This window comes from Curtobacterium sp. 320 (genome assembly GCF_031455235.1).
Classification (GTDB): domain Bacteria; phylum Actinomycetota; class Actinomycetes; order Actinomycetales; family Microbacteriaceae; genus Curtobacterium.
Genome location: NZ_JAVDSI010000003.1, coordinates 204431 through 228152, shown reverse-complemented (window position 1 = coordinate 228152; position 23722 = coordinate 204431). Strand labels below are relative to the sequence as shown.

At 71.0% G+C, this 23722-nt stretch carries 20 protein-coding genes and 1 pseudogene; 2 read left to right on the top strand and 19 right to left on the bottom strand.

Annotated features, from left to right (window positions below; all coding sequences use genetic code 11):
- From J2X60_RS19040 to dusB, 6 genes and pseudogenes are all read right to left on the bottom strand, one after another.
- Complete coding sequence (locus J2X60_RS19040; protein WP_374115159.1) at positions 1-666, bottom strand: ABC transporter permease; 666 nt, start codon at positions 664-666, stop codon at positions 1-3.
- Positions 667-849: 183 nt separating this feature from the next.
- Positions 850-948 (bottom strand): annotated as a pseudogene (locus tag J2X60_RS19035) (hypothetical protein); the annotation flags it as partial.
- A 243-nt stretch (positions 949-1191) separates the two neighbouring features.
- The gene (locus J2X60_RS06490) at positions 1192-2808 is read right to left on the bottom strand and encodes an ABC transporter substrate-binding protein (protein WP_309886852.1); all 1617 of its coding nucleotides are present in this window, start codon (positions 2806-2808) and stop codon (positions 1192-1194) included.
- A gap of 458 nt (positions 2809-3266) precedes the next feature.
- Positions 3267-5195: a DNA primase gene (gene dnaG, locus J2X60_RS06485; RefSeq protein WP_309886851.1), complete on the bottom strand. Its 1929-nt coding sequence runs from the start codon at positions 5193-5195 to the stop codon at positions 3267-3269.
- A gap of 151 nt (positions 5196-5346) precedes the next feature.
- Entirely contained in the window at positions 5347-6636 is a 1290-nt protein-coding gene (locus J2X60_RS06480) for a deoxyguanosinetriphosphate triphosphohydrolase (RefSeq protein WP_309779320.1), read from the bottom strand.
- Positions 6633-7805: a tRNA dihydrouridine synthase DusB gene (gene dusB, locus J2X60_RS06475; RefSeq protein WP_309779319.1), complete on the bottom strand. Its 1173-nt coding sequence runs from the start codon at positions 7803-7805 to the stop codon at positions 6633-6635. Before dusB ends, J2X60_RS06480 begins: the two co-directional genes overlap by 4 nt.
- Positions 7806-7852: 47 nt before the next feature.
- Here dusB and J2X60_RS06470 point away from each other — a divergent pair, with 47 nt between their 5' ends.
- A complete protein-coding gene (locus tag J2X60_RS06470) occupies positions 7853-8335 on the top strand; it encodes a YbaK/EbsC family protein (RefSeq protein ID WP_309779318.1) in 483 nt (160 codons plus the stop codon).
- Positions 8336-8342: 7 nt separating this feature from the next.
- Here the strand turns inward: J2X60_RS06470 and J2X60_RS06465 are convergent, their stop codons facing one another.
- The 4 genes from J2X60_RS06465 to J2X60_RS06450 form a co-directional block, all read right to left on the bottom strand.
- Positions 8343-8513 carry a hypothetical protein gene (locus tag J2X60_RS06465; protein WP_309779317.1) on the bottom strand — a complete coding sequence of 57 codons (171 nt, stop codon included), beginning with the start codon at positions 8511-8513 and terminating at the stop codon, positions 8343-8345.
- Entirely contained in the window at positions 8510-9244 is a 735-nt protein-coding gene (locus J2X60_RS06460) for a DsbA family protein (RefSeq protein ID WP_070418705.1), read from the bottom strand. Before J2X60_RS06460 ends, J2X60_RS06465 begins: the two co-directional genes overlap by 4 nt.
- Positions 9245-9383: 139 nt before the next feature.
- A complete protein-coding gene (locus J2X60_RS06455) occupies positions 9384-10769 on the bottom strand; it encodes a glycine--tRNA ligase (protein ID WP_071294830.1) in 1386 nt (461 codons plus the stop codon).
- 114 nt (positions 10770-10883) lie between these two features.
- Positions 10884-11933 (bottom strand): aminotransferase class V-fold PLP-dependent enzyme, encoded by a 1050-nt coding sequence (locus J2X60_RS06450; RefSeq protein WP_309779315.1) that lies wholly within the window; start codon positions 11931-11933, stop codon positions 10884-10886.
- Between the two features lie 70 nt (positions 11934-12003).
- On the opposite strand from J2X60_RS06450, the gene J2X60_RS06445 reads away from it, so the two are divergent.
- Positions 12004-12930 (top strand): LysR family transcriptional regulator, encoded by a 927-nt coding sequence (locus J2X60_RS06445; RefSeq protein ID WP_309886850.1) that lies wholly within the window; start codon positions 12004-12006, stop codon positions 12928-12930.
- 75 nt (positions 12931-13005) lie between these two features.
- On the opposite strand, the gene J2X60_RS06440 is transcribed toward J2X60_RS06445, so the two are convergent.
- The 9 genes from J2X60_RS06440 to J2X60_RS06400 form a co-directional block, all read right to left on the bottom strand.
- A complete protein-coding gene (locus J2X60_RS06440; protein WP_309886849.1) occupies positions 13006-13803 on the bottom strand; it encodes an isoprenyl transferase in 798 nt (265 codons plus the stop codon).
- Positions 13800-14702 carry a DNA repair protein RecO gene (gene recO, locus J2X60_RS06435; RefSeq protein ID WP_396127781.1) on the bottom strand — a complete coding sequence of 301 codons (903 nt, stop codon included), beginning with the start codon at positions 14700-14702 and terminating at the stop codon, positions 13800-13802. The genes J2X60_RS06440 and recO overlap by 4 nt, the downstream gene beginning before the upstream one ends.
- A gap of 302 nt (positions 14703-15004) precedes the next feature.
- Positions 15005-16774 (bottom strand): 2-isopropylmalate synthase, encoded by a 1770-nt coding sequence (gene leuA / locus J2X60_RS06430; RefSeq protein ID WP_309886848.1) that lies wholly within the window; start codon positions 16772-16774, stop codon positions 15005-15007.
- A gap of 435 nt (positions 16775-17209) precedes the next feature.
- Positions 17210-18640: an ABC transporter permease gene (locus tag J2X60_RS06425; RefSeq protein ID WP_309779313.1), complete on the bottom strand. Its 1431-nt coding sequence runs from the start codon at positions 18638-18640 to the stop codon at positions 17210-17212.
- Entirely contained in the window at positions 18637-19377 is a 741-nt protein-coding gene (locus tag J2X60_RS06420; RefSeq protein ID WP_309780427.1) for an ABC transporter ATP-binding protein, read from the bottom strand. The genes J2X60_RS06425 and J2X60_RS06420 overlap by 4 nt, the downstream gene beginning before the upstream one ends.
- A 74-nt stretch (positions 19378-19451) precedes the next feature.
- Complete coding sequence (locus J2X60_RS06415; protein ID WP_309886847.1) at positions 19452-20852, bottom strand: ABC transporter permease; 1401 nt, start codon at positions 20850-20852, stop codon at positions 19452-19454.
- Entirely contained in the window at positions 20849-21601 is a 753-nt protein-coding gene (locus tag J2X60_RS06410; RefSeq protein WP_309886846.1) for an ABC transporter ATP-binding protein, read from the bottom strand. Before J2X60_RS06410 ends, J2X60_RS06415 begins: the two co-directional genes overlap by 4 nt.
- Before the next feature lie 152 nt (positions 21602-21753).
- Complete coding sequence (locus J2X60_RS06405; RefSeq protein WP_309886845.1) at positions 21754-22428, bottom strand: response regulator transcription factor; 675 nt, start codon at positions 22426-22428, stop codon at positions 21754-21756.
- Positions 22425-23672 (bottom strand): histidine kinase, encoded by a 1248-nt coding sequence (locus J2X60_RS06400; protein ID WP_309886844.1) that lies wholly within the window; start codon positions 23670-23672, stop codon positions 22425-22427. The genes J2X60_RS06405 and J2X60_RS06400 overlap by 4 nt, the downstream gene beginning before the upstream one ends.
- Positions 23673-23722 lie beyond the last annotated feature (50 nt).

Here is a 23722-nt window from a genome sequence, read left to right as displayed (position 1 = left end):
CTAGAACCTCACTCTCGGGTCGATGAGGGCCGCGACGACGTCCACGATGAAGTTCGTCACCGCGACGATCACCGCGAGCATCGCGACGATGCCCTGGACCGCGACGAAGTCGCGGGCCGACAGGTACTGGTTGAGCTCGAAGCCGAGCCCGCGCCACCCGAAGGTGGTCTCGGTGAGGACGGAACCGCCCAGGAGCATGGCGATCTGGAGTCCCATCACCGTGATGATCGGCACGAGGGCGGGACGGAACGCGTGCGTTCGGACGAGCCGCGCCTCCCGAACGCCGCGCGAGCGGGCCGCGTCGACGTACTCGGAACCGAGCGTCCCGATCATGTTCGCGCGCACCAGGCGCAGGAAGATGCCGGCGGTGAGGAGCCCCAGGGTCAGTGCCGGGAGGACGGCGTGCGCCAGCACGTCCCCGATGATCTGGGCGTTGCCGGTGCGCAGGGCGTCGATGAGGTAGATGCCCGTCGCGCCCTGGATGTTGTCGAGGACGAGCGACACCCGCGTGGACGCGCGGTCGCCGAGCGGGAGCCAGCCGAGCCACACCGAGAAGACGAGCTTGAGCAGCAGGCCGCCGAAGAACACCGGCGTCGCGTAGGTGAGGATCGCGAGCGCGCGGAACAGGACGTCCGGCCACTTGTCGCGCATGTACGCGGCGAGCATGCCGAGCGGGATGCCGAGCAGCAGCGCGACGATGAGCGCGTAGAAGACGAGCTCGGCGGTCGCGCCGCCGTACGTGACGATGATCTCGGTGATCGGCCGGTTGTCGGTGGCCGTCGTGCCGAAGTCGCCGCGGACGATGTTGCCGAGGTACTCGATGTACTGGACGAAGACCGGGCGGTCGTAGCCCGCGGCGTGCAGGCGTTCCTGCAGCTGGGACGGCGTGAGTCGGCCGCCGACCGATGCGGTGATCGGGTTCCCGATGACGCGCATCAGGAAGAACACGAGCGTCACCAGGATGAAGACGGTCGGGAAGATGAGGAGGAACCGGACGAGGACGTACCGGCCGAGTCCGCCGCCGCTGCTCTTGGCACTGCGCTGTGCCTCGGGCTTGGTGGGGTCGGTGGCCAGTTCCGAGCTCGCCTCTGGGGTGCTGAGGGTCACGGGGACGGGTGCCTTTCGGTGCCGTTGGGGACGCGGTCACGGGGGCGCTCCTCCTGGGAACGCCCCCGTGGACCGGAACCGGGCTTACTTGGAGAGGGTCGCGTACCGGAACTTGTACGAGGAGTCGAGGGTCAGGCCCTTGACGTCCTTGGCCGCGACGGCGACCGACTTGCCCTGCAGCAGCGGCAGCGTCGAGATCTGCGTCGCCTCACGCTCCTGCGCCTGCTCGATGAGGTCGGCGCGCTTGTCCTTGTCGGACTCCTGCTGCTCCTCGGAGATGAGCTGCTGGATCGTCTGGTCGTCGTAGTGGTTCTGCACGAAGTTGTCCTTCGTGAAGAACGGCGACAGGTAGTTGTCGGCGTCCGAGAAGTCCGGGAACCAGCCGAGCTGGTACACCGGGTAGGCGTCCTTCGTGCGCTCCTGGGCGTAGGTCGTGTAGACCGTCGACTGGATGTTCACGGTGAACAGACCGGAGTTCTCGAGCTGGGTCTTGAGCTCGGCGTACTCGTCGTCCGACGTCGAACCGTAGTGGTCCGGTGCGTACTGGATGTCGAGCTGCACCTTGCCGGTGACGCCCGCCTTCGACAGGGTCTCCTTCGCCTTGTCGACGTCCGCGCCGCCGTCGCCGTCGCCGTAGAGCTCCTCGAAGGGCTTCGCGGCACCCGTGAGGCCGTCCGGCACCATCGAGTAGAGCGGCGAGTAGGTGTCGTTGTAGACGTCCTTGGCGAGCTTCTCGCGGTCGACGACGTCCGCCACGGCCTGGCGCACGGCCAGGGCCTTCGTCTCGTCGGCGTCCGACTGCTTCGCGCCGAACGGCTGCGTGTTGAAGTTGAAGACCAGGTAGCGGATCTCACCGCCGGGGCCGTCGGTGACCTTCACCTTGTCGTCCTTGCGGAGGTCGGCGATGTCGGTCGGCGTCAGCGAGCGGTAGGCGACGTCGACGTCGCCCTGCTGCACGGCGAGCTTGAGGTCGGTCTCCTTGGTGTAGTAGCTCGCCGTGACCTCGTCGGTCTTCGGCTTGCCCAGGAGGCCGTCGTAGTTCTTGTTCGCCTTGTACTGGATCGTGTCGTTCTCCTTGTAGGAGCTGATCGAGTACTGCCCGGCGAACGCCTTGCCCTTGACGATGTCCGCAGCCGGCGTGAGCTTGTCGGCCGAGAAGACCTGCTCGTCGACGATCGGGCCGGCTGGGCTGGAGAGCACCTGCGGCCAGGTCTGGTCGGCGTGGTCGAGGTGGAACACGACCGTCGTGTCGTCCGGCGTGTCGATGCTCTTGAGGTTGGCGAGCAGGGACTGCGGCCCGTTCTCGTTGTTGATCTTCAGCTCGCGCTCGAACGAGAACTTCACGTCGCTCGACGTGAGGTCGTTCCCGTTCGCGAACTTCAGGCCCTTCTTGAGCGTCACCGTGTACGTGGTGTCGTTCGTGAACTCGCCCTTGGTCGCGATGTCGGGCTTGACGTCGGGGCTGCCCACCGGCGTGTTCATCAGGAACGGGAAGACCTGGTTCTGCACGGCGAACGAGCCGTTGTCGTACGAGCCCGCCGGGTCGAGCGACGTGATCTTGTCGGTCGTCCCGATGCTGATGCCGTTCAGGGCGGTGTCGCTCACGCTGCTGCTCGCGCAGCCGCTGAGCACCAGCGCCGTCGCTGCCACTCCGGCGCCGAGCGCGATGCCGCGCTTGCCCCACTTGGTCACGGATGCCATGTCCGATGCCTCTCTTGGTGATGAATGCAAGGGTCCTGGGCCGGAGGTGGATCGACTGTGTGCCCGGCCAGGAACGCTCATTGCTATCACCCTGTCACGGAACTCCACGAACCGAGGGAGATTTGTTTACACCGCTGTAATGCACGGTCGCGTCGCGTGCTGCATCATCCGTGCGTGTCCGGGCGGCGCGTCGCGCAGGATTGTTGCGCGCTGCAACCTGGGGCTGTGCCGGGGTTCGGGAGCGCCGAGGTCGCACGAAGTGCCGCCCCGAGCGCTACCGACCGGCCGTTCGTGCGACCTCGGCAACACGCACGCGGCGCGTCGTGGGACCTCGGCGAACGACCCCGGCGAACGACCCCGGGGCGAACGACCCCGCGCGAGCGACCCCGGCGAGCGACCCCGTGCGGGCGACCACGGGCGAACGACCGCACGGCAGCCAGGTGGGCGCCGCGGCCCGCCTACGAGTTCGCCGCCGCCTCGGCGTCCGCGCGCAACCGCATCCGCTGCGCGTCGATGTCCACGAGCTGCCGCTGGATCTCCGCCCGCCGATCGGCCTGCTCGTTCGGGTCCGCCCGCTGCAACTGCCCGAGCAGCGATGCCTTCCGGGCGAGCAGGTCCCGCTCCACCAGCGCGACGACGATGCTCCGCGCGTAGATGGCCAGGTCCTCGTCGGTGCGGGCCGGGATCGGTGCGAGCGCGAGCTCCTGCACGAGGCCACGGAACGGTCCCGGCACGTCCTGCAGCAACCGTTCGAGCCAGTCCCCCGCGCCGATCGCGTCGACGTTCGCCACGACGGCGTCCCGCACGACGGACAGCATCGGCGCCGAGAAGGTCGCGGCCGCCGCCAACCCGAGGAGCGGTGCCCCGACGTGCCCGGGCTGCTGCACCATCGCCATCACGGCGTCGCGCTCCATACGGGTGATCGGGTCGCTCGGCAGGAGTCGGAGCCCGGCCACGGGCTCGTCCGGAACGGCGACCGCCTCGCCACCGGAGCCGGCGTGCGTGGCTGGAGCCGCGCCTCCTGAGCGGTGGTCGGTCGTCGACGCGCCCGCGCGCTGCCGGGCGTTCTCGACCGCGCGACGCACCTCGGGTATGTCGAGGCCGAGCCACTTGGCGGTCTCGCGCGTGTACGCCGTCGCGAGCGTCCGGTCGCGGATGCCCGCGACGACCGGTGCGGCGTCGCGGAGGCCGGCGACGCGCCCCTCGGCCGTCTCGATGTCGTGCGCGGCGAGCCGGCGACGGATGATGAACTCGAACATCGGGCGCTTCGTCTCGATGAGGCGCGTGACCGCGGCGTCACCCCGCGCCAGCCGGAGGTCGCACGGGTCGAGCCCGCCCGGCGCGACCGCGACGTAGGTCTGCGAGGCGAAGCGGCTCTCTTCCGCGAACGCCCGCGAGGCAGCGCGCTGCCCGGCCTCGTCCGGGTCGAACGTGAAGACGATGTTGCCGAGCTGCGAGAGGTCGCGGCTCGCCGAGTCGCCGAGCATCGGCCGGAGCACCTTGATGTGGTCGACGCCGAACGACGTGCCACAGGTGGCGACCGCGGTGGTGATGCCGGCGAGGTGGCACGCCATGACGTCGGTGTACCCCTCGACGATCACGACCTGCTTCTGCTTCGAGATGTCCCGCCGGGCGAGGTCGAGCCCGTAGAGCACCTGGCTCTTGTGGTAGATCGGGGTCTCGGGCGTGTTGAGGTACTTGGGGCCCTTGTCGTCCTCGAGCAGCCGCCGCGCACCGAAGCCGATCGTCGCCCCGGTGACGTCGCGGATCGGCCACATGAGGCGCCCGCGGAACCGGTCGTACGGCGACCGGTCGCCCTGGCTGACGAGTCCGGCGGAGACGATCTCCTCGAGCGTGAACCCGCGACCGCGCAGGTGGTCCCGCAGCGCGTCGTAGGACTTCGGGGCGAAGCCGACACCGAAGTGCTGTGCCGCCGCGGGGTCGAACCCGCGCTCACCGAGGAACTGCCGGGCCGGCTCGGCCGCCGCCGTCGTGAGCTGCGCGGTGTAGAACTGCTGCGCCGCCTCGTTCGCGGCGATGAGCCGCGCGCGGGCGTTGTAGTCGGTGCGGGGGCCGTCGCCCTCTTCGTAGTGGAGCGTGAAGCCGATCTTCGCGGCCATCCGCTCGACGGCTTCCTGGAAGGTCGTGTGGTCCTGCTTGATGACGAAGTCGAAGACGTCGCCGTCCTCGCCGCAGCCGAAGCAGTGGTACCGCCCGACCTGGGGACGGACGTGGAACGACGGGGAGCGTTCGTCGTGGAAGGGGCAGAGGCCCTTCAACGACCCCACCCCGGCGGACTTCAGGGTCACGTAGTCGCCGACGACGTCGGCGATGTTGACACGCGAGCGGACCTCGTCGATGTCGTTCCGCGCGATCCTCCCAGCCACCCCTCGATCCTAGTTCGTGCGACCGACGTCGGCCGACCGTCACGAGACCTGTGGACAACGGCCAGGAGGCGCGGCTCGGCCCCGCCCCGCCGGCGCCACCCCGCCGCGGGTCGCATCCAGGGCGCGGCGCACGTGGCCGTGCGCGCGACCGTCAGACCGGGATGTGCACCGTCTCGCGGTCTCCCACCACGAGCCGCTTGTGCCACGCCAGCGCACCCTGGTCGGTCAGGCTCGCCACCTGGTCGACCACGGCCCGCAACCGCCCGGCGTCGTCGGACGCAGCACGCCAGTCCGCCGCGAAGCCCGGCTCGAGGTCGGCGCTGCCGCTCGCCGCGAGGGCGTCGAGGAGCTCGGTCAGGATCCGCCGCTGGTCCTCGTACACGGGCTGTCGATCGCCCTGCGTCATGACGAACGCCGCGACGATGCCCTTCAGCACGGCGATCTCGCCGATGATCTCGGGCGGGGTCACGACCGACGCCGCGAAGCGCACGAGGGAGCCCGAGGCGTAGGACTCCCGCGTCGCCGCGGTCGCCGTCCGCGCGAACCGACCGATCAGCTGCGAGGTGAGGTTCTTCAGCCGCGCCAGGTCTCGTCGCGACCCGTCGTAGGAGGTCATCCACAGCGGCAGCGCGCGGAGCCGGTCGAACGCCTCGAGCAGCTCGTCGCGGCTGAGGTCCGAGCCGACCCAGGCGTGCATGGCCGACACGATGTCGTTCTCGCCGACGCGGTCGCCCAGTGCAGCGACGTCGATGAAGCCAGCGACGACGGCGTCCTCGAAGTCGTGCACCGAGTACGCGATGTCGTCCGACAGGTCCATGACCTGCGCCTCGATGCAGCGCTGCCGACGGGGAGCACCGGCACGGAGCCACTCGAACGCGTCGTGGTCGTCGTCGTAGAAGCCGAACTTGGTGCGGCCGGACGACGCCTCGGACACGCCCTGGGCCGCCGGCCACGGGTACTTGCAGCTGGCGTCGAGCGATGCCCGCGTGAGGTTCAGCCCGTACGGACGGTGGTCCTCGGGCTCGACGCCGTACACCTTCGGCTCGAGCCGGGTGAGGAGCCGCAGCGTCTGCGCGTTCCCCTCGAACCCGCCGATGCCCGCTGCCCACGCGTTCACGGCCGTCTCGCCGTTGTGGCCGAACGGCGGGTGCCCGATGTCGTGCGCGAGGCAGGCGGTGTCCACGACGTCGGGGTCGAGGCCGAGCGAGTCGGCGAGCTCGCGGCCGACCTGGGCGACCTCGAGCGAGTGTGTCAGACGGTTCCGGGCGAAGTCGAGCCCGGTCGTCGGACTGAGCACCTGGGTCTTCGCGGCGAGCCGTCGGAGCGCGCTCGAGTGCAGGAGCCGGGCGCGGTCACGGGCGAAGTCGGACCGACGGTTGCCGTGGGTCTCGGGCAGCCAGCGTTCGGCGTCGGCCGGCCCGTACGAACTCGTGGCGCTCATCCGCCGCTGTGGTGCAGCTCGGCGGCGGCGAGGACCTTGCGGAACTCGCTGTCGACGTCGCGCGACTCGAGCCAGCGGTCGGGCAGGGCGGTGCGCTTCGGGTGGCCCGCACGACCCCGGGGCCCCTCGGCGTCGGCACCGGGGTAGGGAGCGTCGTGGTCGAGCTCCCCGAGCAGGTCGTCGATCTCCTGCAGGCTGGACGCCATCGCGAGCCCGGACCGGACGTCGCCGCCGATCGGGTACCCCTTGAAGTACCAGGCGACGTGCTTCCGGACGTCGCGGCAGCCGTGCTCCTCGCTGCCGAAGAACTCGACGAGCAGTTCGGCGTGCCGCTTGAACGCCACCGCCACCTCGCCGAGGGACGGCATGTAGCGCAGCCCCTCGCCGCGGAACGCCGCCGCGAGGTCGCCGAACAGCCACGGCCGACCGAGGCACCCGCGCCCGACGACGACGCCGTCCGCCCCGGTCTCGTCGACCATGCGGAGTGCGTCGGCAGCGGACCAGATGTCGCCGTTGCCGAGCACCGGGATGTCGGTGATGGTCTCCTTCAGCGTCGCGATCGCCGACCAGTCCGCGTGGCCCGAGTAGTGCTCGTTGGCGGTGCGGGCGTGCAGGGAGACGGCCGCGACGCCGGCGTCCCGCGCGATGCGGGCGGCGTCGAGGTACGTGAGGTGGTCGCCGTCGATGCCCTTGCGCATCTTCACGGTGACGGGGACGTCCCCGGCGGCACGGACCGTCTTCGTGACGAGTTCCTTGAACAGGTCGAGCTTCCAGGGCAGGGCCGCTCCCCCGCCCTTGCGCGTGACCTTCGGCACGGGGCACCCGAAGTTGAGGTCGATGTGGTCAGCGCGGTCCTCGCCCACGAGGATCGTCGCCGCCTCGGCCACCGTGTTCGGCTCGACGCCGTACAGCTGGATCGACCGCGGGGTCTCGGACTCGTGGTGCTGGATGAGCTGCATCGACACGGGGGTCCGTTCGACGAGCGCGCGCGAGGTGATCATCTCGCACACGTACAAGCCGGCGCCGTACTCGCGGCAGAGCCGGCGGTAGGCCATGTTCGTGATGCCCGCCATCGGCGCGAGCACGACCGGCACGTCGACCTCGATGGGGCCGATGCGCAGGGGCTTCGCCGGACGGGTCGCCGTCCCGGGTGCGTCAGTGATCGTCATACGTCGTCCATTCTCCCACGTCGGTGCGCGCCGGTAGCGTTCTCCACATGACGACCGACGCCATCACCAGGTTCGACGCCGACGCACGGGCCCGGGGCCTCCGGGTCGACGTGGTCGAACGCCCCGCCGCGGACTCCCTGCACGGGGCAGCAGCGCTGCTCGGCATCGAGCCCGGCGACATCGTGAAGACCCTCGTCGTCAAGCGGCACGACGGCGGCTTCCTGCTCGCCCTCGTGCCCGGTGGCCGTGCCATCGCCTGGAAGAAGCTCCGCACCGTCGTCGGCGTCAACAAGCTCTCGATGCCCGACGCCGCCACCGCGCTCGAGGCCTCCGGCTACGAACGCGGCACCATCACGCCCATCGGCGCGACGGGCGACCTGCCGGTCTACGCCGACGAACGGATCCTCGGACGCCGGGTCGCCCTCGGCGCGGGTCGGCACGGCGCGAGCGCCTTCGTCGACGCCGACGACCTGATCGCGGCGTACGACGCGACGGTCGCCGACATCACCGACGAGGAACCCGTCCGCTAGCACCCGCTCAGTCGGGGACCTCGGTCCAGACGCCCTCGGCGCCGGGCACGAAGCACGAGTCGCCCTCGCAGACCGGCGCACCGCCGGGCGTGACGAGCGTGAGCAGGGCGGGTCGCGCCTCCTGGCCGTCGGACTGGAGGCGCGGCTCGGTCGAGCCGTCGACGCGGACGTCCGTCATCGGGTCGCCTCCGCGTCTGCTGCCGCGTCCTCGGCGGACCGCTGCTCGGCCTCGGCGACGTCCGACGGGGTCGTCCCGCGGAGGGCGACGACCTGCGTCAGCACCTGCTCGAACGCAGCCGGGTCCTGCGCGCCGGAGACGCCGTACTTGCCGTCGATGACGAAGAACGGGACGCCGTTGATGCCGTACGACTGCGCCTGCGCCTGGTCGGCGCGGACGGCCGCGAGCTGCGAGTCGTCGCGGAGCGTGGCGCGGACCTCGTCCGGGTCGAGACCGACCTCGGCCGCGAGGGACGCCAGCGACTCGTCCTGACCGACGTGCTCACCACGCTCGAAGTAGGCGGCGAAGAGGCGCTCGACCATCTCGAGCTGCTTGCCCTGCTCCTTCGCCAGGTGGATGACCTGGTGTGCCTTCACCGTGTTGGTGTGGTGCATCGACTCGAAGTCGTAGTCGAGGCCGACGCTCGCGGCGATGCCGGAGACCTGGTCGAGCATCTGCTGCGCTTGCTCGACGGGCATGCCCTTGTGGCCGGAGAGGAACTCGGCCTCGGTGCCCTCGAAGTCCACGGGGGTGTCGGGGCTGAGCTCGAAGGAGTGGTACTCGACCTCGACCGGGGCGCCGTTCGGGGTCGAGGCGAAGGCGGCGACGCCGGCCTCGAACTTCCGCTTGCCGATGTAGCACCAGGGGCAGGCGATGTCCGACCAGACATCGACCTTCACAGAGTCGTTCATGCTGGGCGCAACCGGGGCCGCCGCAGCCGCATTCCCGCGCTGCCGGGAGCGGCGCACAACCAAAAGCACCCCGCGCCGCGCATCAGTGTGGTTCGGGGTGACTTTGGTTGTGCGAACGGCCGCGCCGACCGCGCCGTGCCTACGCGCCGAGCAACCGCGCCGCGAGGTACCCCTGCAGCTGGTCGAGCGCCACCCGCTCCTGCGACATCGTGTCGCGCTCGCGCACCGTCACGGCCTTGTCCTCGAGCGTGTCGAAGTCCACCGTGATGCAGAACGGCGTGCCGATCTCGTCGTGGCGACGGTAGCGACGGCCGATCGCCCCCGCGTCGTCGAAGTCCACGTTCCAGTACTTGCGCAGGTCGTCCGCGAGGCCACGCGCCACCGGCGACAGCTGCTCGTTGCGGGACAGCGGCAGGACGGCGGCCTTGACCGGAGCGAGCCGCGGGTCGAGCCGCAGGACCGTGCGCTTGTCGACGCCGCCCTTCGCGTTCGGCGCCTCGTCCTCGTGGTAGGCGTCGAGCAGGAACGCCATGAGCGCGCGGGTGAGACCGAACGACGGCTCGATGACGTACGGCACGTACTTCTCGTTCGCGGCCTGGTCGAAGTACCGGAGGTCCTTGCCGGAGGACTCGATGTGGTTGTTGAGGTCGAAGTCCGTGCGGTTCGCGACGCCCATGAGCTCGCCCCACTCGGTGCCCGCGAATCCGAAGCGATACTCGATGTCGGCGGTGGCGTCGGAGTAGTGCGCGCGTTCCCCGTCCGGGACGTCGAAGCGCCGCAGGTTCTCCGGGTCGATGCCGAGGTCGGTGAAGAACGCGACCGAGTCGGCGATCCACTGCTCGTAGTGCTCCTGCGCGGAGGCCGGCGGGACGAAGTACTCGATCTCCATCTGCTCGAACTCGCGCGTCCGGAAGATGAAGTTGCCGGGCGTGATCTCGTTGCGGAAGGCCTTGCCGACCTGGCCGATGCCGAACGGGGGCTTCATGCGGCTGGTCGTCACGACCTGCGCGAAGTCCACGAAGATGCCCTGCGCGGTCTCGGGGCGGAGGAAGTTCAGGCCCTCTTCCGACTCGACCGGGCCGAGGTAGGTCTTGAGCATGCCGGAGAACTCGCGCGGCTCGGTCCACTGCCCGCGGGTACCGCAGTTCGGGCACGCGATCTCGGCCATGCCGCCCTCGGGCTGCCGGTCCTTCTTCGCCACGAACGCCTCGATGAGGTGGTCTTCGCGGAACCGGTGGTGGCAGTGCAGGCACTCGACGAGCGGGTCGGTGAACGTCGCGACGTGCCCGGACGCCTCCCACACCTTGCGCGGCAGGATCACGGCCGAGTCGAGGCCGACCATGTCACCGCGGCCGCGGACGAATCGCTGCCACCACTGCCGCTTGATGTTCTCCTTCAGCTCGACGCCGAGGGGCCCGTAGTCCCACGCGGAGCGCGATCCGCCGTAGATCTCCCCCGACTGGAAGACGAAGCCACGGCCCTTGGCCAGGGCGATGACGCTGTCGAGACGGGAGGACTGTGCCACGGGATGCTCCAGAGGTCGCCGAGCTGGGTGCCCGGTTCGGAAACGTACCGGGCAAGCGTACCGGCCCCACGGGCCTCGGCGGACGGGAGGCGCGGTGCCTGTGGAGAACGGGCCTCACCCCTCCGGTCTGAAGCCGTCCACCGCGCCCAGCGCGTCCGCCACGCGCGTCACGTCGTCCTCGTCGTTCCAGAGGTGGAACGCCAGCCGGAGCCGACCGGCCCGCCCGCTCGCGGTGATCCCGGCTGCCGCGAGGGCCCGGAGGGCCGCGCCGTCCGCGTCCGCGAACGTCGTGATCGCCTGACCGCTCCGAGGCGACCCGAGCGTGTCGGCGAGCCGGTCCGTGAGACGCGTGGCGTGCCTCCAGGACGACGTCGCGTCGAGCGCGGCGACGTGCCGGAGCGCAGCCACCGCGCCCGGCCATGCCTGCCACGCAGGCGAGACGTCGAACCGACGCGCGTCGTCGGCGAGCCGCATCGCGGGGCCGTAGCAGGACGCCCACACGTCGGCGCCCGCGTACCACCCGGCCTGCACGGGGCGGAGCCGTTCGAGCGCGGCGTCCGAGAACGTCGAGAAGGCGACCCCGCGCGGCGCACACAGCCACTTGTACGCGTGCGTGACGGTCACGTCGAACGGGGCCGCGTCCACCGGGAGCACACCGGCGGCCTGCGTGAGGTCGCACAGCGTGAGCGCGCCGACGGTCCGAGCCGCCTCGAGCACCGGCTCCGGATCGGTGACGACACCGCTCGACGACTGCACCGCGGACCAGGCGACGAGGGACGTCCCGGGCCGCACCGCGTCGACGAGGGAGGCGAGCGGGACGCTCCGGACCCGGACGCCCCGGTGCGCCTGGGCGAGGAACGGGAACACGAGCGAACTGAAGTCGCCGTCGGGGACGACCACCTCGGCGCCGTCCGGCAGCGCAGCGGCGACGACCGCGACCATGGCGGAGGTCTGCGACCCCGTGGCGACCCGGGCCCGGTCGACGCCGACGATGCGCGCGAAGAGCGAGCGGCCCTCCTCGACGAGCGCGCCGTACGCGACCGGCGTGGACGCGGCGTGCTCCCACTCGTCGAGGTCGGCGCGCATGGCGGCGAGCGTGCCGCGCGTGGGGAGTCCGGCGGTGCAGGCAGCGAGGTAGCCGGAGCCGTCGACGAAGGAGTCCATGCCTCCACGGTGGCGCGGGGTCGCCCATCACACCAGGGCAGGCTTCTTCGATCCCCCATAACATGACGTTGTGGACGACCTCGATCCCCAACTCCTCCGTGTGCTGCGCGCCGTCCGTGACGCCGGCTCGATCAGCCGCGCGGCCGCCGCCCTCGGGTACAGCCAGCCCGCGGTGAGCCAGCTGCTCGCCCGCGCCGAACGCCGGACCGGCCACGAGCTCGTGCTCCGCGGAGCGCGCGGCGTCACGCTCACCGAGTCGGGACGGGTCCTCGCTGACCACGCCCTCGCCGTGCAGGCGGCCCTCGCGGCCGCGCGGGAGGACCTCGACGCCGTCGGCGGCCTCGCCCGCGGACGGGTGCGGATCGCCGGGTTCCCGAGCGCGTCGTCGACCCTCGTGCCGCCGGTGCTCGCCGCGATGTCGGCCACGAGTCCGGGCGTGGTGACCTCGTACGTCGAGGCCGAACCGCCGGAGGCCGTCGAGTTGCTCCGCCGCGGCGAGGTCGACGTGGCGCTGACGTTCTCGCACGCGTTGCAGGGCGACGACGTCGGCGCCGACCCGACGCTCACGACCCGGGTGCTCGGTCGCGACCCGCTCGCCTTCGTGACGCCTGCCCCGGCACTGAGCGGGTCCGCGCACGGTGCCGACGCGGTGGCGGACCTCGCCGCCTTCCGCGAGGCGCGATGGATCGGCGGGTGCCCGCGCTGCCGAGGGCACCTGCTCGCGTCGTGCGCCGCCTCCGGCTTCACTCCGGACATCGTCCTCGAGACGGACAACGCCGCGGCGGTCGTCGGGTTGGTCGCGGCGGGCCTCGGTGTGGCCCTGCTCCCCCGCCTCGCGCTCACGACCACCGTGGTGCCGCCCGGCGTCTCGATCACGCCGGCGAGCGACGAGCTCGCGCGGCGCGTCGAGGTGGTGGTGGCACGGGGTGCGGACCGGGTGCCGAGCGTCCGCGCCGCGCTCGACGCGGTCCGCGGCGCGGCGCACCTGCTCGGCTGAGCCGGAGGCGCGCGCTCGGTCGAGCCGGGAACCGTCGGACGGGAGGCGCGGGTCGGCGCCGCCCCGCGCCTCCTGTCAGGCCGTCGGCGCGTCCACCGCCCCGCCGAACCGTCGATCGCGGCGCGCGTACTGCTCGATCGCTCCCCACAGGTCGGTGCGACGGAAGTCCGGCCACAGCCGGTCGAGGAACACCATCTCGGCGTACGCCGACTGCCACAGCATGAAGTTGGACGTCCGCTGCTCCCCCGAGCTCCGCAGGAAGAGGTCGACGTCCGGCAGCTCCGGCACGTACAGCCGCTTCGCGAGGGCCTTCTCGGTGACCTGGCTCGGCTTGAGGCGCCCGGCCGCGACGTCCTCGGCCATGCCCCGCACCGCGTCGACGATCTCGTTCCGACCGCCGTAGTTGACGCACATCGTCAGCGTGCAGACGTCGTTGTCGGCGGTCATGCGCTCGGCGGTCTGCAGCTCGTCGATCACGCTGCGCCAGAGCCGCGGCCGCCGTCCCGCCCACCGGATCCGGACGCCCCACGCGTTCAGTTGGTCGCGGCGGCGGTGCAGGACCTCGCGGTTGAAGCCCATCAGGAAGCGGACCTCGTCGGGTGAGCGCTTCCAGTTCTCGGTCGAGAACGCGTACGCCGAGACGTGCTTGACACCGATCTGCACGGCGCCGGCGACAACGTCGAGGAGCGATGCCTCACCCGCACGGTGCCCCTCGACCCGGGTGAGGCCGCGCTGGTTCGCCCAGCGGCCGTTGCCGTCCATCACGATCGCGACGTGCTCGGGGACGAACTGCAGCGGGATCGCCGGAGGGCGCTCACCCGTCCAGTCGACGGGCTTCAGCGGCTCGGACTCGGCGTACCGGCGAGGGCTCATGCAGGGGTTCCTCCGTGGTCGGACGGCTGGTCGGGCGCGTGGTCGGTTACGTTGCCCGGCGCGTTGCCGGTCGCGTTGCCGGACGGGTCCGGCGGCTCCGGCAGCGTGGGTGCCGGGGTGGCGGCGACCGCGGCGGGCACACCACCCGGTGTCGGCGCGACCGGGGACGGGTGCTCGGTGCGGTCGACGTGCGGCAGCGACCGGAGCGATCGTTCCAGGTGCCACTGGGCGTACGCCGCCACCACGCCGGACGCCCGGGAGCGCGTGCGCTCGTCCGACGCGTCCACCGTGCGCCAGTCGCCGGCGAGCAGTGAGCCCAGGAGCTGCAGGGTGTCCGGGTCGAGCCGCGGTGTCCCCGGCGGAGCCGCGTGGTCCGCCACCACGCCGCCGAGCTGCACGACGAACGCCGAGTGCGGCCCGGGCTCGCCGGTGACCGCGCAGTCGCGGAACGACGGCGCCCAGCCCGCGATGCTCATCGCGCGCAACAGGTACGAGTCGAGCGTCGCACTCGTCACGTGCTCGCCCCGCGCCAGCGACCGGAGGGCCCCGACGAGGAGCAGGTACTGCTGCAGTCCGGCGTCGGCCTCGCTCAGGCGGTCGGCGGTCTCGACCATCGCGCTGGCGGCGGTGTAGGCCCCGTAGTCGGCGACGATCTGCGCGCCGTACGAACCGAGCGACTCGGCCTGGGTGACGATGTCGAGCGAGCGGCCCTCGTAGAACTGGGCGTCGACGACCATGAACGGCTCGAGCCGGGACCCGAACTTCGACGCGGTCCGCCGGACGCCCTTCGCCACCGCCCGGATCTTGCCGTGCTGCCGGCTCAGCATCGTGACGATGCGGTCGGCTTCACCGAGCTTGTGGGTGCGCAACACGACGCACTCGTCCCGGTACAGCGGCATTGGTCCAGTATCCCCCGCGCCACCGACGCTGCGCGCCGCGCGGCTCGCGGCGCGCGAGCGTTCGCGGCGCGCGATCAGGCGGGCGTCGAGCGCGCGGGGGTCGAGCGGGCGCGACACGCCGCTCACGTCCGCCGAGCGGGCGGAAGGCGGCGCTCGCCACCGCCGAGCGGGACAGAAACGTCCCGCCCGCGGCGCGCACGCACGCACGCACGCACGCACGTAAGCACGCACGCACCAGCGCGACCACGCACAGGAGGCGCGGTGCGGGTCGGACCCGCACCGCGCCTCCTGGACGGAACGCGTTACGCCGAGACCAGCTCCGACGCGCCGGACGCAGCCCCCGCGCGCACCGCGCGGTTGACCGCCGAGACGATCGCCTTGAGCGACGCGGTGGCGATGTCGGCGTCGATCCCGACGCCCCACAGTCGGACGCCGTCGACGTCGAGCTCGACGTAGGACGCGGCCTGCGCGTCACCGGAGGCGCTCATCGTGTGCTCCGAGTAGTCGTAGAGCGTCACATCGACGCCCTGTTCCCGCATGACCGTGAGGAACGCGTCGATCGGGCCCGTCCCGACGGCGTCGGACGTGATCGAACCGTCGTCGACGCGCAGTGCGACCGAGAGCTTCGTCGTGCCGTCGAAGTCGCTCGACGTCGCCGTCTTCGTGATTTCGTAGCGGCCCCACTTGTCGGACTCGTCGGCCGCGGGCAGGTACTCGTCGCGGAAGAGGTCCCAGATGCGCTCGGACGAGAACTCGCCGCCCTCGGCGTCGGTGCGCTGCTGCACGACACCGGAGAACTCGATCTGCAGCTTGCGGGGCAGGTCGATCGAGTGGTCCGTCTTGAGCAGGTAGGCGACGCCGCCCTTGCCGGACTGGGAGTTGACGCGGATGACTGCCTCGTACGAGCGGCCGATGTCCTTCGGGTCGACGGGCAGGTACGGCACCGCCCACTCGATCTCGTCGATGTCCTTGCCAGCGGCCGCAGCCTTGGCCTTCATGGCCTCGAAGCCCTTGTTGATGGCGTCCTGGTGCGAGCCGCTGAACGCCGTGTACACGAGGTCGCCCGCCCACGGCTGGCGCTCCGGCACCGGCAGCTGGTTGCAGTACTCGACCGTGCGCTTGATCTGGTCGATGTCCGAGAAGTCGATCTCGGGGTCGATCCCCTGCGTGAACAGGTTCATGCCGAGTGCGACCAGGTCGACGTTGCCGGTGCGCTCACCGTTGCCGAACAGGCAGCCCTCGATGCGGTCGGCGCCGGCCATGTACCCGAGCTCCGCGGCCGCGACGGCGGTGCCACGGTCGTTGTGGGGGTGCAGGGAGAGGATGACGTCCTCGCGGTGGGCCAGGTTGCGGGACATCCACTCGATGGAGTCGGCGTAGACGTTCGGCGTCGCCATCTCGACGGTCGCCGGCAGGTTGATGATCACCTTGCGGTCGGGCGTCGGCTCGAAGACCTCGAGCACGGCGTTGCAGATCTGGACCGCGACCTCGAGCTCGGTGCCCGTGTACGACTCGGGCGAGTACTCGTAGAACACCTTCGTGTCGTGCTGCAGGGTCGCCTCGGCCGCACGGCACAGCTTCGCACCGGACACCGCGATGTCGACGACGCCCTGCACGTCGGTGCGGAACACGACCTCGCGCTGGACGATCGACGTCGAGTTGTACAGGTGCACGATGGCCTGCTTCGCGCCGTCGATCGCCTCGTACGTGCGGTTGATGAGGTGCTCGCGCGCCTGGGTCAGCACCTGGATCGTGACGTCGTCGGGGATGGCGCCCTCGTCGATGAGCGAGCGGACGAAGTCGAAGTCGGTCTGCGAGGCGCTCGGGAACCCGACCTCGATCTCCTTGTAGCCCATCCGGACGAGCAGGTCGAACATGGCGCGCTTGCGCTCGGAGTCCATCGGGTCGATCAGGGCCTGGTTGCCGTCGCGCAGGTCGACCGCGCACCACCGCGGCGCCTCGTCGATGCGCTTCGTCGGCCAGGTGCGGTCCGGGAGGTCGACACGGATCTGCTCGTGGAACGGGACGTACTTGTGGATCGGCATCCCGGAGGGGCGCTGGGTGTTCTGCATCGTTTCGTCGCTTTCGTCGTCAGGTGTGGGTCAGGCCACGACGGACTCCGCGACGAGGTGGGCCGTTGTGTCAGGCCTCGTCGCGGCAGCGAAGGAGGAGGAGCGCCGAGTACATCGGGTCCACGGTAGCACCGGCGGCGGTCCGTGTGACAGACCGAGCCGCCGCGGGGCATTGAGGTCGCACGGGTGCCGCGGCCAGGGCGTCGAGGTCGCACGGACGCCGCGGTCGCACGACCCGCACCCGGCGAACGGGGCGCCGAGGTCGCACGACATGCCGCGGCCCGCGCGACGAGGTCGCACGAACCGTCGCCCGCAGGCGCCGCGAGCGACACTTCGTGCGACCTCGGCCGACCCGAACGACCGAACGTGCGACCTCGGCCGACCCGAGCGACCGAACGTGCGACCCGAGCGACCCGAACGACCGCGAGCGACGGGTCAGTCGACCGCCAGCGCCTCCGTCGGCGGCACCCGCATCGCACGCCGCACCGGACCGAGCACCGACCAGAGCGCGACCGCGAGCGTCCCGATCACGACCACCGCGACGGCCGAGAGTGGGAAAACGGGCGCGATCAGCGCTGCTCCCTGTGTCGTCCCGAGGATCGAGTACGCGCCGGCCCAGCCGTAGCCGACACCGAGGAGCACGCCGAGGACCAGCGCCACCGTCACCATGACCACCGTCTCGACCGTGACCATCACGGCCACCTGACGCCGGGTCGCACCGAGCGTTCGAAGCAGTCCGAACTCCTGCCTGCGTTGTGCGACGGTCATCGACGAAACGTTCACCACACCCGCCGCCGCGATCACGCCGGCACCACCGATCAGCACGGTGAACATCGTCGAGAGCGCGACGAACTGATCGTGGATGCCGCGGTAGTAGACCGGGTCCCCGTCGACCTGTCGGACGAGCATGGCCTCGTAGGTGGCGAGCCCGACCGAGAACGTCACGACGAGGGTGACCGCGATGAGGAGCCCGACGGCGGCCCGGGAGGCGCGCGCCGGCGACCGCAGGGCGTTGCGGCCCGCGAGCATCGCCATCGGGAACCGGCCGACCGCGGCCACGAGTCGGAGGACGGGCGGCAGGACGACCGGCGACCCGAGCACCAGCCCGGAGAACGAGACCGCCCCCGCCGCGACGGCGAGCAGCACGGCGAGGTACGACGTCGCTCCGAGGACGATCGAGCCGGCGACACCGATCCAGCCCCCGAGGAAGAGGACCACCGCGACCGCCGTGCGCCACGGACTCGTGCGTGCTGAGACCTCGGACTCGACCGTCGACCCCAGCGCCTGCAGGGGCGCGAGCGAGAGCACCCGACGGGACCCGATCCGGAACGCAATGACCACGGCGCCCGCGACCGTCACCCACACGACGAGGGACTGCAGGGGCACCATCGGACTCGAGTCCTCGACGATGCCGGTCGACGCCGCCACGACGACCCCCACGTTCGCCAGGGCGAGCGCAAGGAGCACCCCGGCCAACGCCCCGACGATCCCGACGACCGCGCCGTCGCGGGTCAGCCGTCGGCGGAGCAGGGACGCCGAAGCGCCCAGCAGTCGCTCGAGTGCGAGCACCCGGGTCCGACCTGCCATCGCGGTCCCGCACGTGTTCACCGTGACGACCGACGCGACGGAGAGTGCGACGCCGAAGAAGACCCACGCCGCCAGCGGGAGGAGGACTGCGACGGTGCCGCTCTGGCCGGTGCGCGCTCCCGCGTCGAGGATCCGCCCTGCGAGCTCGGCAGCCGCGACGACCACTCCACCGAAGGTCCCGGCGAGGACGGCGACGACGACCGAACCGCCGTTGTCCGCGAGCGCTCGTGTCGGGACGGACCACCGGCGGGAGCGGCGCGCACGGTGCTGCCCGTTCACGCTGCGGTCTCCATGCCGAGCATCGTGGTCGAGATCGCCGCAGCATCCATCGCCGGACGATCCCCCACCACACGACCATCCGCCAGGAACAGGATCCGATCAGCATTCGCCGCAGCCACCGGATCATGCGTCACCATCACCACGCTCTGCCCCCACTCCGACACCGCACCCCGCAAGATCTGCAACACATCACGACCCGTCCGCGAATCCAACGCCCCCGTCGGCTCGTCCGCGACCACCACCGCCGGCCGCGACGCCAACGCCCGCGCGATCGCCACCCGCTGCTGCTGCCCACCCGACAACTGGTGCGGACGATGCGACAACCGATCCCCCAACCCCAGCATCTCCACGAGACGATCGATCCACGCCGACTCCTCACGCGACACCTTGTGCCCACCCAGCAGGAACGGCAACCGGATGTTCTCCCCCACGTCCAACGTCGGCACCAGGTTGAACGACTGGAACACGAACCCCAACCGACGACGCCGCAACTCCGTCAACTCCCTGTCACCCAACCCCGTGACGTCCACCCCGTCGATCCAGATCCGACCCGACGACACCTGGTCGAGCCCCGCCGCGACGTGCATCAACGTCGACTTCCCCGAACCCGACGGACCCATCACCGCCGTGAACTCCCCCGCACCGATGTCGACGCTCACATCGTCCAACGCCGTCACCCGCCGCACGGCATCGCCGTAGTGCTTCGAAACGCGGTCAAGACGGATGATCGGTTGCATGTCCATGCGTCCAGTATTTCAATATCGGGCAGACGCCGCGTCATCCGATCGGTTGATCAGGAGCGTGCGACGTCTCAGTCGACCGCCAGCGCCTCCGTCGGCGGCACCCGCATCGCACGCCGCACCGGCGCGATCGTCGCGACCACCGCGAGGACCAACGCCCCCACGACCACGATCCCCACCGTCAGCGGCGGCAGCACCGGCGTCGTCGCGAAGCCGAGCGAACCGAGCAACGTCTGCCCACCGACCCACCCGTAGAAGGTGCCGAGCACGAGCCCGGTGACGACGGCTGCGACGACCATCTGGACGGCCTCGGTGACGATCATCCGTCGGACCTGCGCCCCGGTCAGCCCGAGCACCCGCAGCAGCCCGAGCTCCCGGCGGCGCTGCAGCACCCCGAGGGCGAGCGCGTTCACGACCCCCACCGCGGCGATCACGGCGGAGAACCCGACGATGACGCTCACGACGGCGTTCAGCTGGACGAAGAAGTCACGCTGCCCCTCGAGCATCTCCTTCGTCATCTGCCCCTGGTCCATGGCCTGCAGCTGGGCACCGAGCACGTGCTGCATGATCCCGAGCGCCACGGCGAAGGTGACGAGCAGGGTGACGCCGATGACGAGCCCGATGGTCGCCCGTGCGGACCGGCCGGGTGCGCGCATGGCGTTGCGGCCGGCGAGCAGCACGACGGGGTCACGGGCCCCGATGCGTCCGATGAGCTGCAGCACGGGCGGCATCACGATCGTCGCACCGACGGCCACCCCGGCGAAGGAGACGAAGCCCCCGAGCGCTGCCGGCAGGACCGCGATGGGCGAGAGCCCGCTGGCGAGCAGCCCGACGAGCAGGAGCAGGCCGCCCGCCACCATCAGCACGATCGCCCAGACCTTCCGAGCGGTCCCTGAGCGGACGTCGTCGTGACTCGGTTCGACGCTCGCCGAGAGCGCCTCGAGCGGGGTCACGGTGAGCACCCGCCGCGAACCGGCTGCGAACGCACCCCAGGTCGCGAGGACGACCGCCACGACCGGGAGCACGAGCTCCCACGGCACGATCGTGTACGCGGTGTCCGGCAGGAACCCGTTGCCCCGCAGCACGACGACGAAGAGCGCACTGAGCCCCGTGCCGACGACCGCCCCGATCAGACCGCCGAGTACCCCGACGACGAGGCCGGTCCGGGTGATCCGTGCACGCAACGAGGCGCCGGTCGCCCCGACGAGCCGCTGCAGCGCGATGGTGCGGGTCTGCCCGGCGATGAGCGTGGCGCAGGTGTTCGCCGTGACGATCGCACCGACGTAGAGGGCGATGCCGAGGAAGAGCCACCCGACGACCGAGAGGATCGCCTTCACCGGGCCGAGCTCGGAGAGACCGGAGACCGCCAGGGCCTCGGTGACGATCCCCGGCGCGATGACCAGTGCCGACCCGAAGGTGGTGCCGAGCGCCGCGACGAGGACGGTCGGGGCGAACGCGCGGACGCCGTTCACGCTGCGGTCTCCATGCCGAGCATCGTGGTCGAGATCGCCGCAGCATCCATCGCCGGACGATCCCCCACCACACGACCATCCGCCAGGAACAGGATCCGATCAGCATTCGCCGCAGCCACCGGATCATGCGTCACCATCACCACGCTCTGCCCCCACTCCGACACCGCACCCCGCAAGATCTGCAACACATCACGACCCGTCCGCGAATCCAACGCCCCCGTCGGCTCGTCCGCGACCACCACCGCCGGCCGCGACGCCAACGCCCGCGCGATCGCCACCCGCTGCTGCTGCCCACCCGACAACTGGTGCGGACGATGCGACAACCGATCCCCCAACCCCAGCATCTCCACGAGACGATCGATCCACGCCGACTCCTCACGCGACACCTTGTGCCCACCCAGCAGGAACGGCAACCGGATGTTCTCCCCCACGTCCAACGTCGGCACCAGGTTGAACGACTGGAACACGAACCCCAACCGACGACGCCGCAACTCCGTCAACTCCCTGTCACCCAACCCCGTGACGTCCACCCCGTCGATCCAGATCCGACCCGACGACACCTGGTCGAGCCCCGCCGCGACGTGCATCAACGTCGACTTCCCCGAACCCGACGGACCCATCACCGCCGTGAACTCCCCCGCACCGATGTCGACGCTCACATCGTCCAACGCCGTCACCCGCCGCACGGCATCGCCGTAGTGCTTCGAAACGCGGTCAAGACGGATGATCGGTGTGCTGCTCGTGGTCATGACTCCACGATGACGGCCAGGAGGCACGCCCCGCGTCGACCCAGCGGCTCCTGTGGATCGTCCGCTCGGCTCCGCTGCCTGGGGAGAAGTCATCCTGGCGGATGACGGACCGTCAGCGCGCAGCGCGCAGCGCGCAGCCGGACATCCCGCGGTCAGTCGGCCTTCGCGACCAGACCGTGCTCGTGCGCGAACACCACGAGCCGCACCCGGTCCCGCAGCTCGAGCTTGGTCAGGACGCGCGAGATGTGCGTCTTCACGGTCGCCTCACTCACGTACTCGTGCTGCGCGATCTCGCTGTTGCTGAAGCCCCGCGCCGCCAGGTCGAAGATCTCCCGTTCCCGCGGCGTCAGGTCGGCGAACGCGGCCGGCACCGACGCCACCTGCTCGCTCGTGTCCTCGTATCGGCGGAGGAGCTCACGGGTCGCCGACGCCGCGAACACCGCGGTGCCGGCGTGCACCGTGCGGATCGCCGCGAGCAGGAACTCCGGGTCGGCGTCCTTCAGCACGAACCCGCTGGCACCGGCTCGGATGGCCTTCGCCGCTGCCTCGTCGAAGTCGAACGTGGTGAGCACGAGCACCTTCGCGCCGTCGGTCCCGCTGTCCTCGACGATCCGGGCGGTGGCGGTGATGCCGTCCATCACCGGCATGCGGACGTCCATGAGCACGACGTCGGGACGCCCGCGCCGCACGAGCTCCACGCCCTCGGCACCGTCGCCGGCCTCGCCGACGAACTGCAGGTCGGCCTGCGAGTCGATGAGCATCCGGATGCCGGTGCGGAACAGGGCCTGGTCGTCGACGAGCGCGACGCGGATCGGGGTGTCGTTCATCGGCCGGTGCGCTCCTGGAGGGTCGAGGGGGTGGTCGGGACGAGCCCGCGCGGCACCTGGCCGCTCGCGGGGACGGACGGCATCCGGACCGCGACCGCGAAGTCGTCGCCCCGCGGTCCCGCGGTCATCGTCCCCCCGGTCATGGTGGCACGTTCGCGCATGCCCACCAGCCCGTGTCCGGTACCGGGCCCGCGCGTGCCGTCGTCGGCGCGCCGGTTGACGACCGTGATCTCGACGGTGTCCGGCCGGTACGTGAGGTTCGCGCACACCGGGGTGTTCGGCTCGCCGTGCTTCCACGCGTTCGTCAGGCTTTCCTGGACGATCCGGTAGACGGCGAGCTGCGTCGTGGTCGGCAGGCCCGACGAATCGCCCTCGCGCTCGACCCGCACGTCGAGGCCGACGCCACGCATCTCGCCGATCAGCCGGTCGATGTCGTCGATCTCCGGGGTCGGTGCGGTGCCCTGCTCGTGCCGTAGCGCACCGAGCAGTTCGCGCACGTCGCCGAGGGCACGGCGGGCGGTGCTCGAGATCGTCCCGAGCGCTTCGTCGGCGATGGCCGGGTCCGCCTTCAGTGCGTACCGGGCGCCGTCCGCCTGGGCGATCACGACCGCCAGCGAGTGCGCGACGATGTCGTGCATGTCCCGGGCGATCCGGACGCGTTCCTGCTCCACGGCGACGGCGCGATCGGCCCGTGCGGCGTCGCGCTCGGCGAGGAGCTGGGCCTCTCGGCTCATGCTCGCCGACCGCCGGGTGCGGAGCACGAGACCGGCGAGCCACGGCAGGAGGAGCAGCAGCAGCACGATCGCGAAGTACGCGATCGCGACCTTGAGCGACTCCTGCTCGGGCGTCGTCGCCGTCACGATGCCCTGCCGCTGCCGGTAGTCGTCGAGACCGAGGTAGACGGCCGCCGTCACCGGACCGACGATCGACGACACCAGGCCCGCCAGCCGGACGCGCCGGCTGCCGTAGCGGCTCGTCGAGTACACCACCCCGGCGATGAACGCGTTCGACAGGTCGGGCATCTGCATGGTGACCATCTCGAGGACGGCGAACACCCACGCCACACCGAGCGCGAGCCCCGGCGACAGGCGCCGGAGCGCCAGCGCGGCCGTCATGCCGAGGACCGTCAGGAGCGCGAACGGCGAGTCCAATCCCCGAGCGGTCACGACGAGCACGAGCGCGCCCAGCAGGACCGCGATCACGACGTCGGTGATCACCTGCGCGCGCAGCATGGGACGGAACACCACCCCACGGTACGTCCACGAGGCGCGGTGCGCGTCCGCCTCCAGGTTGA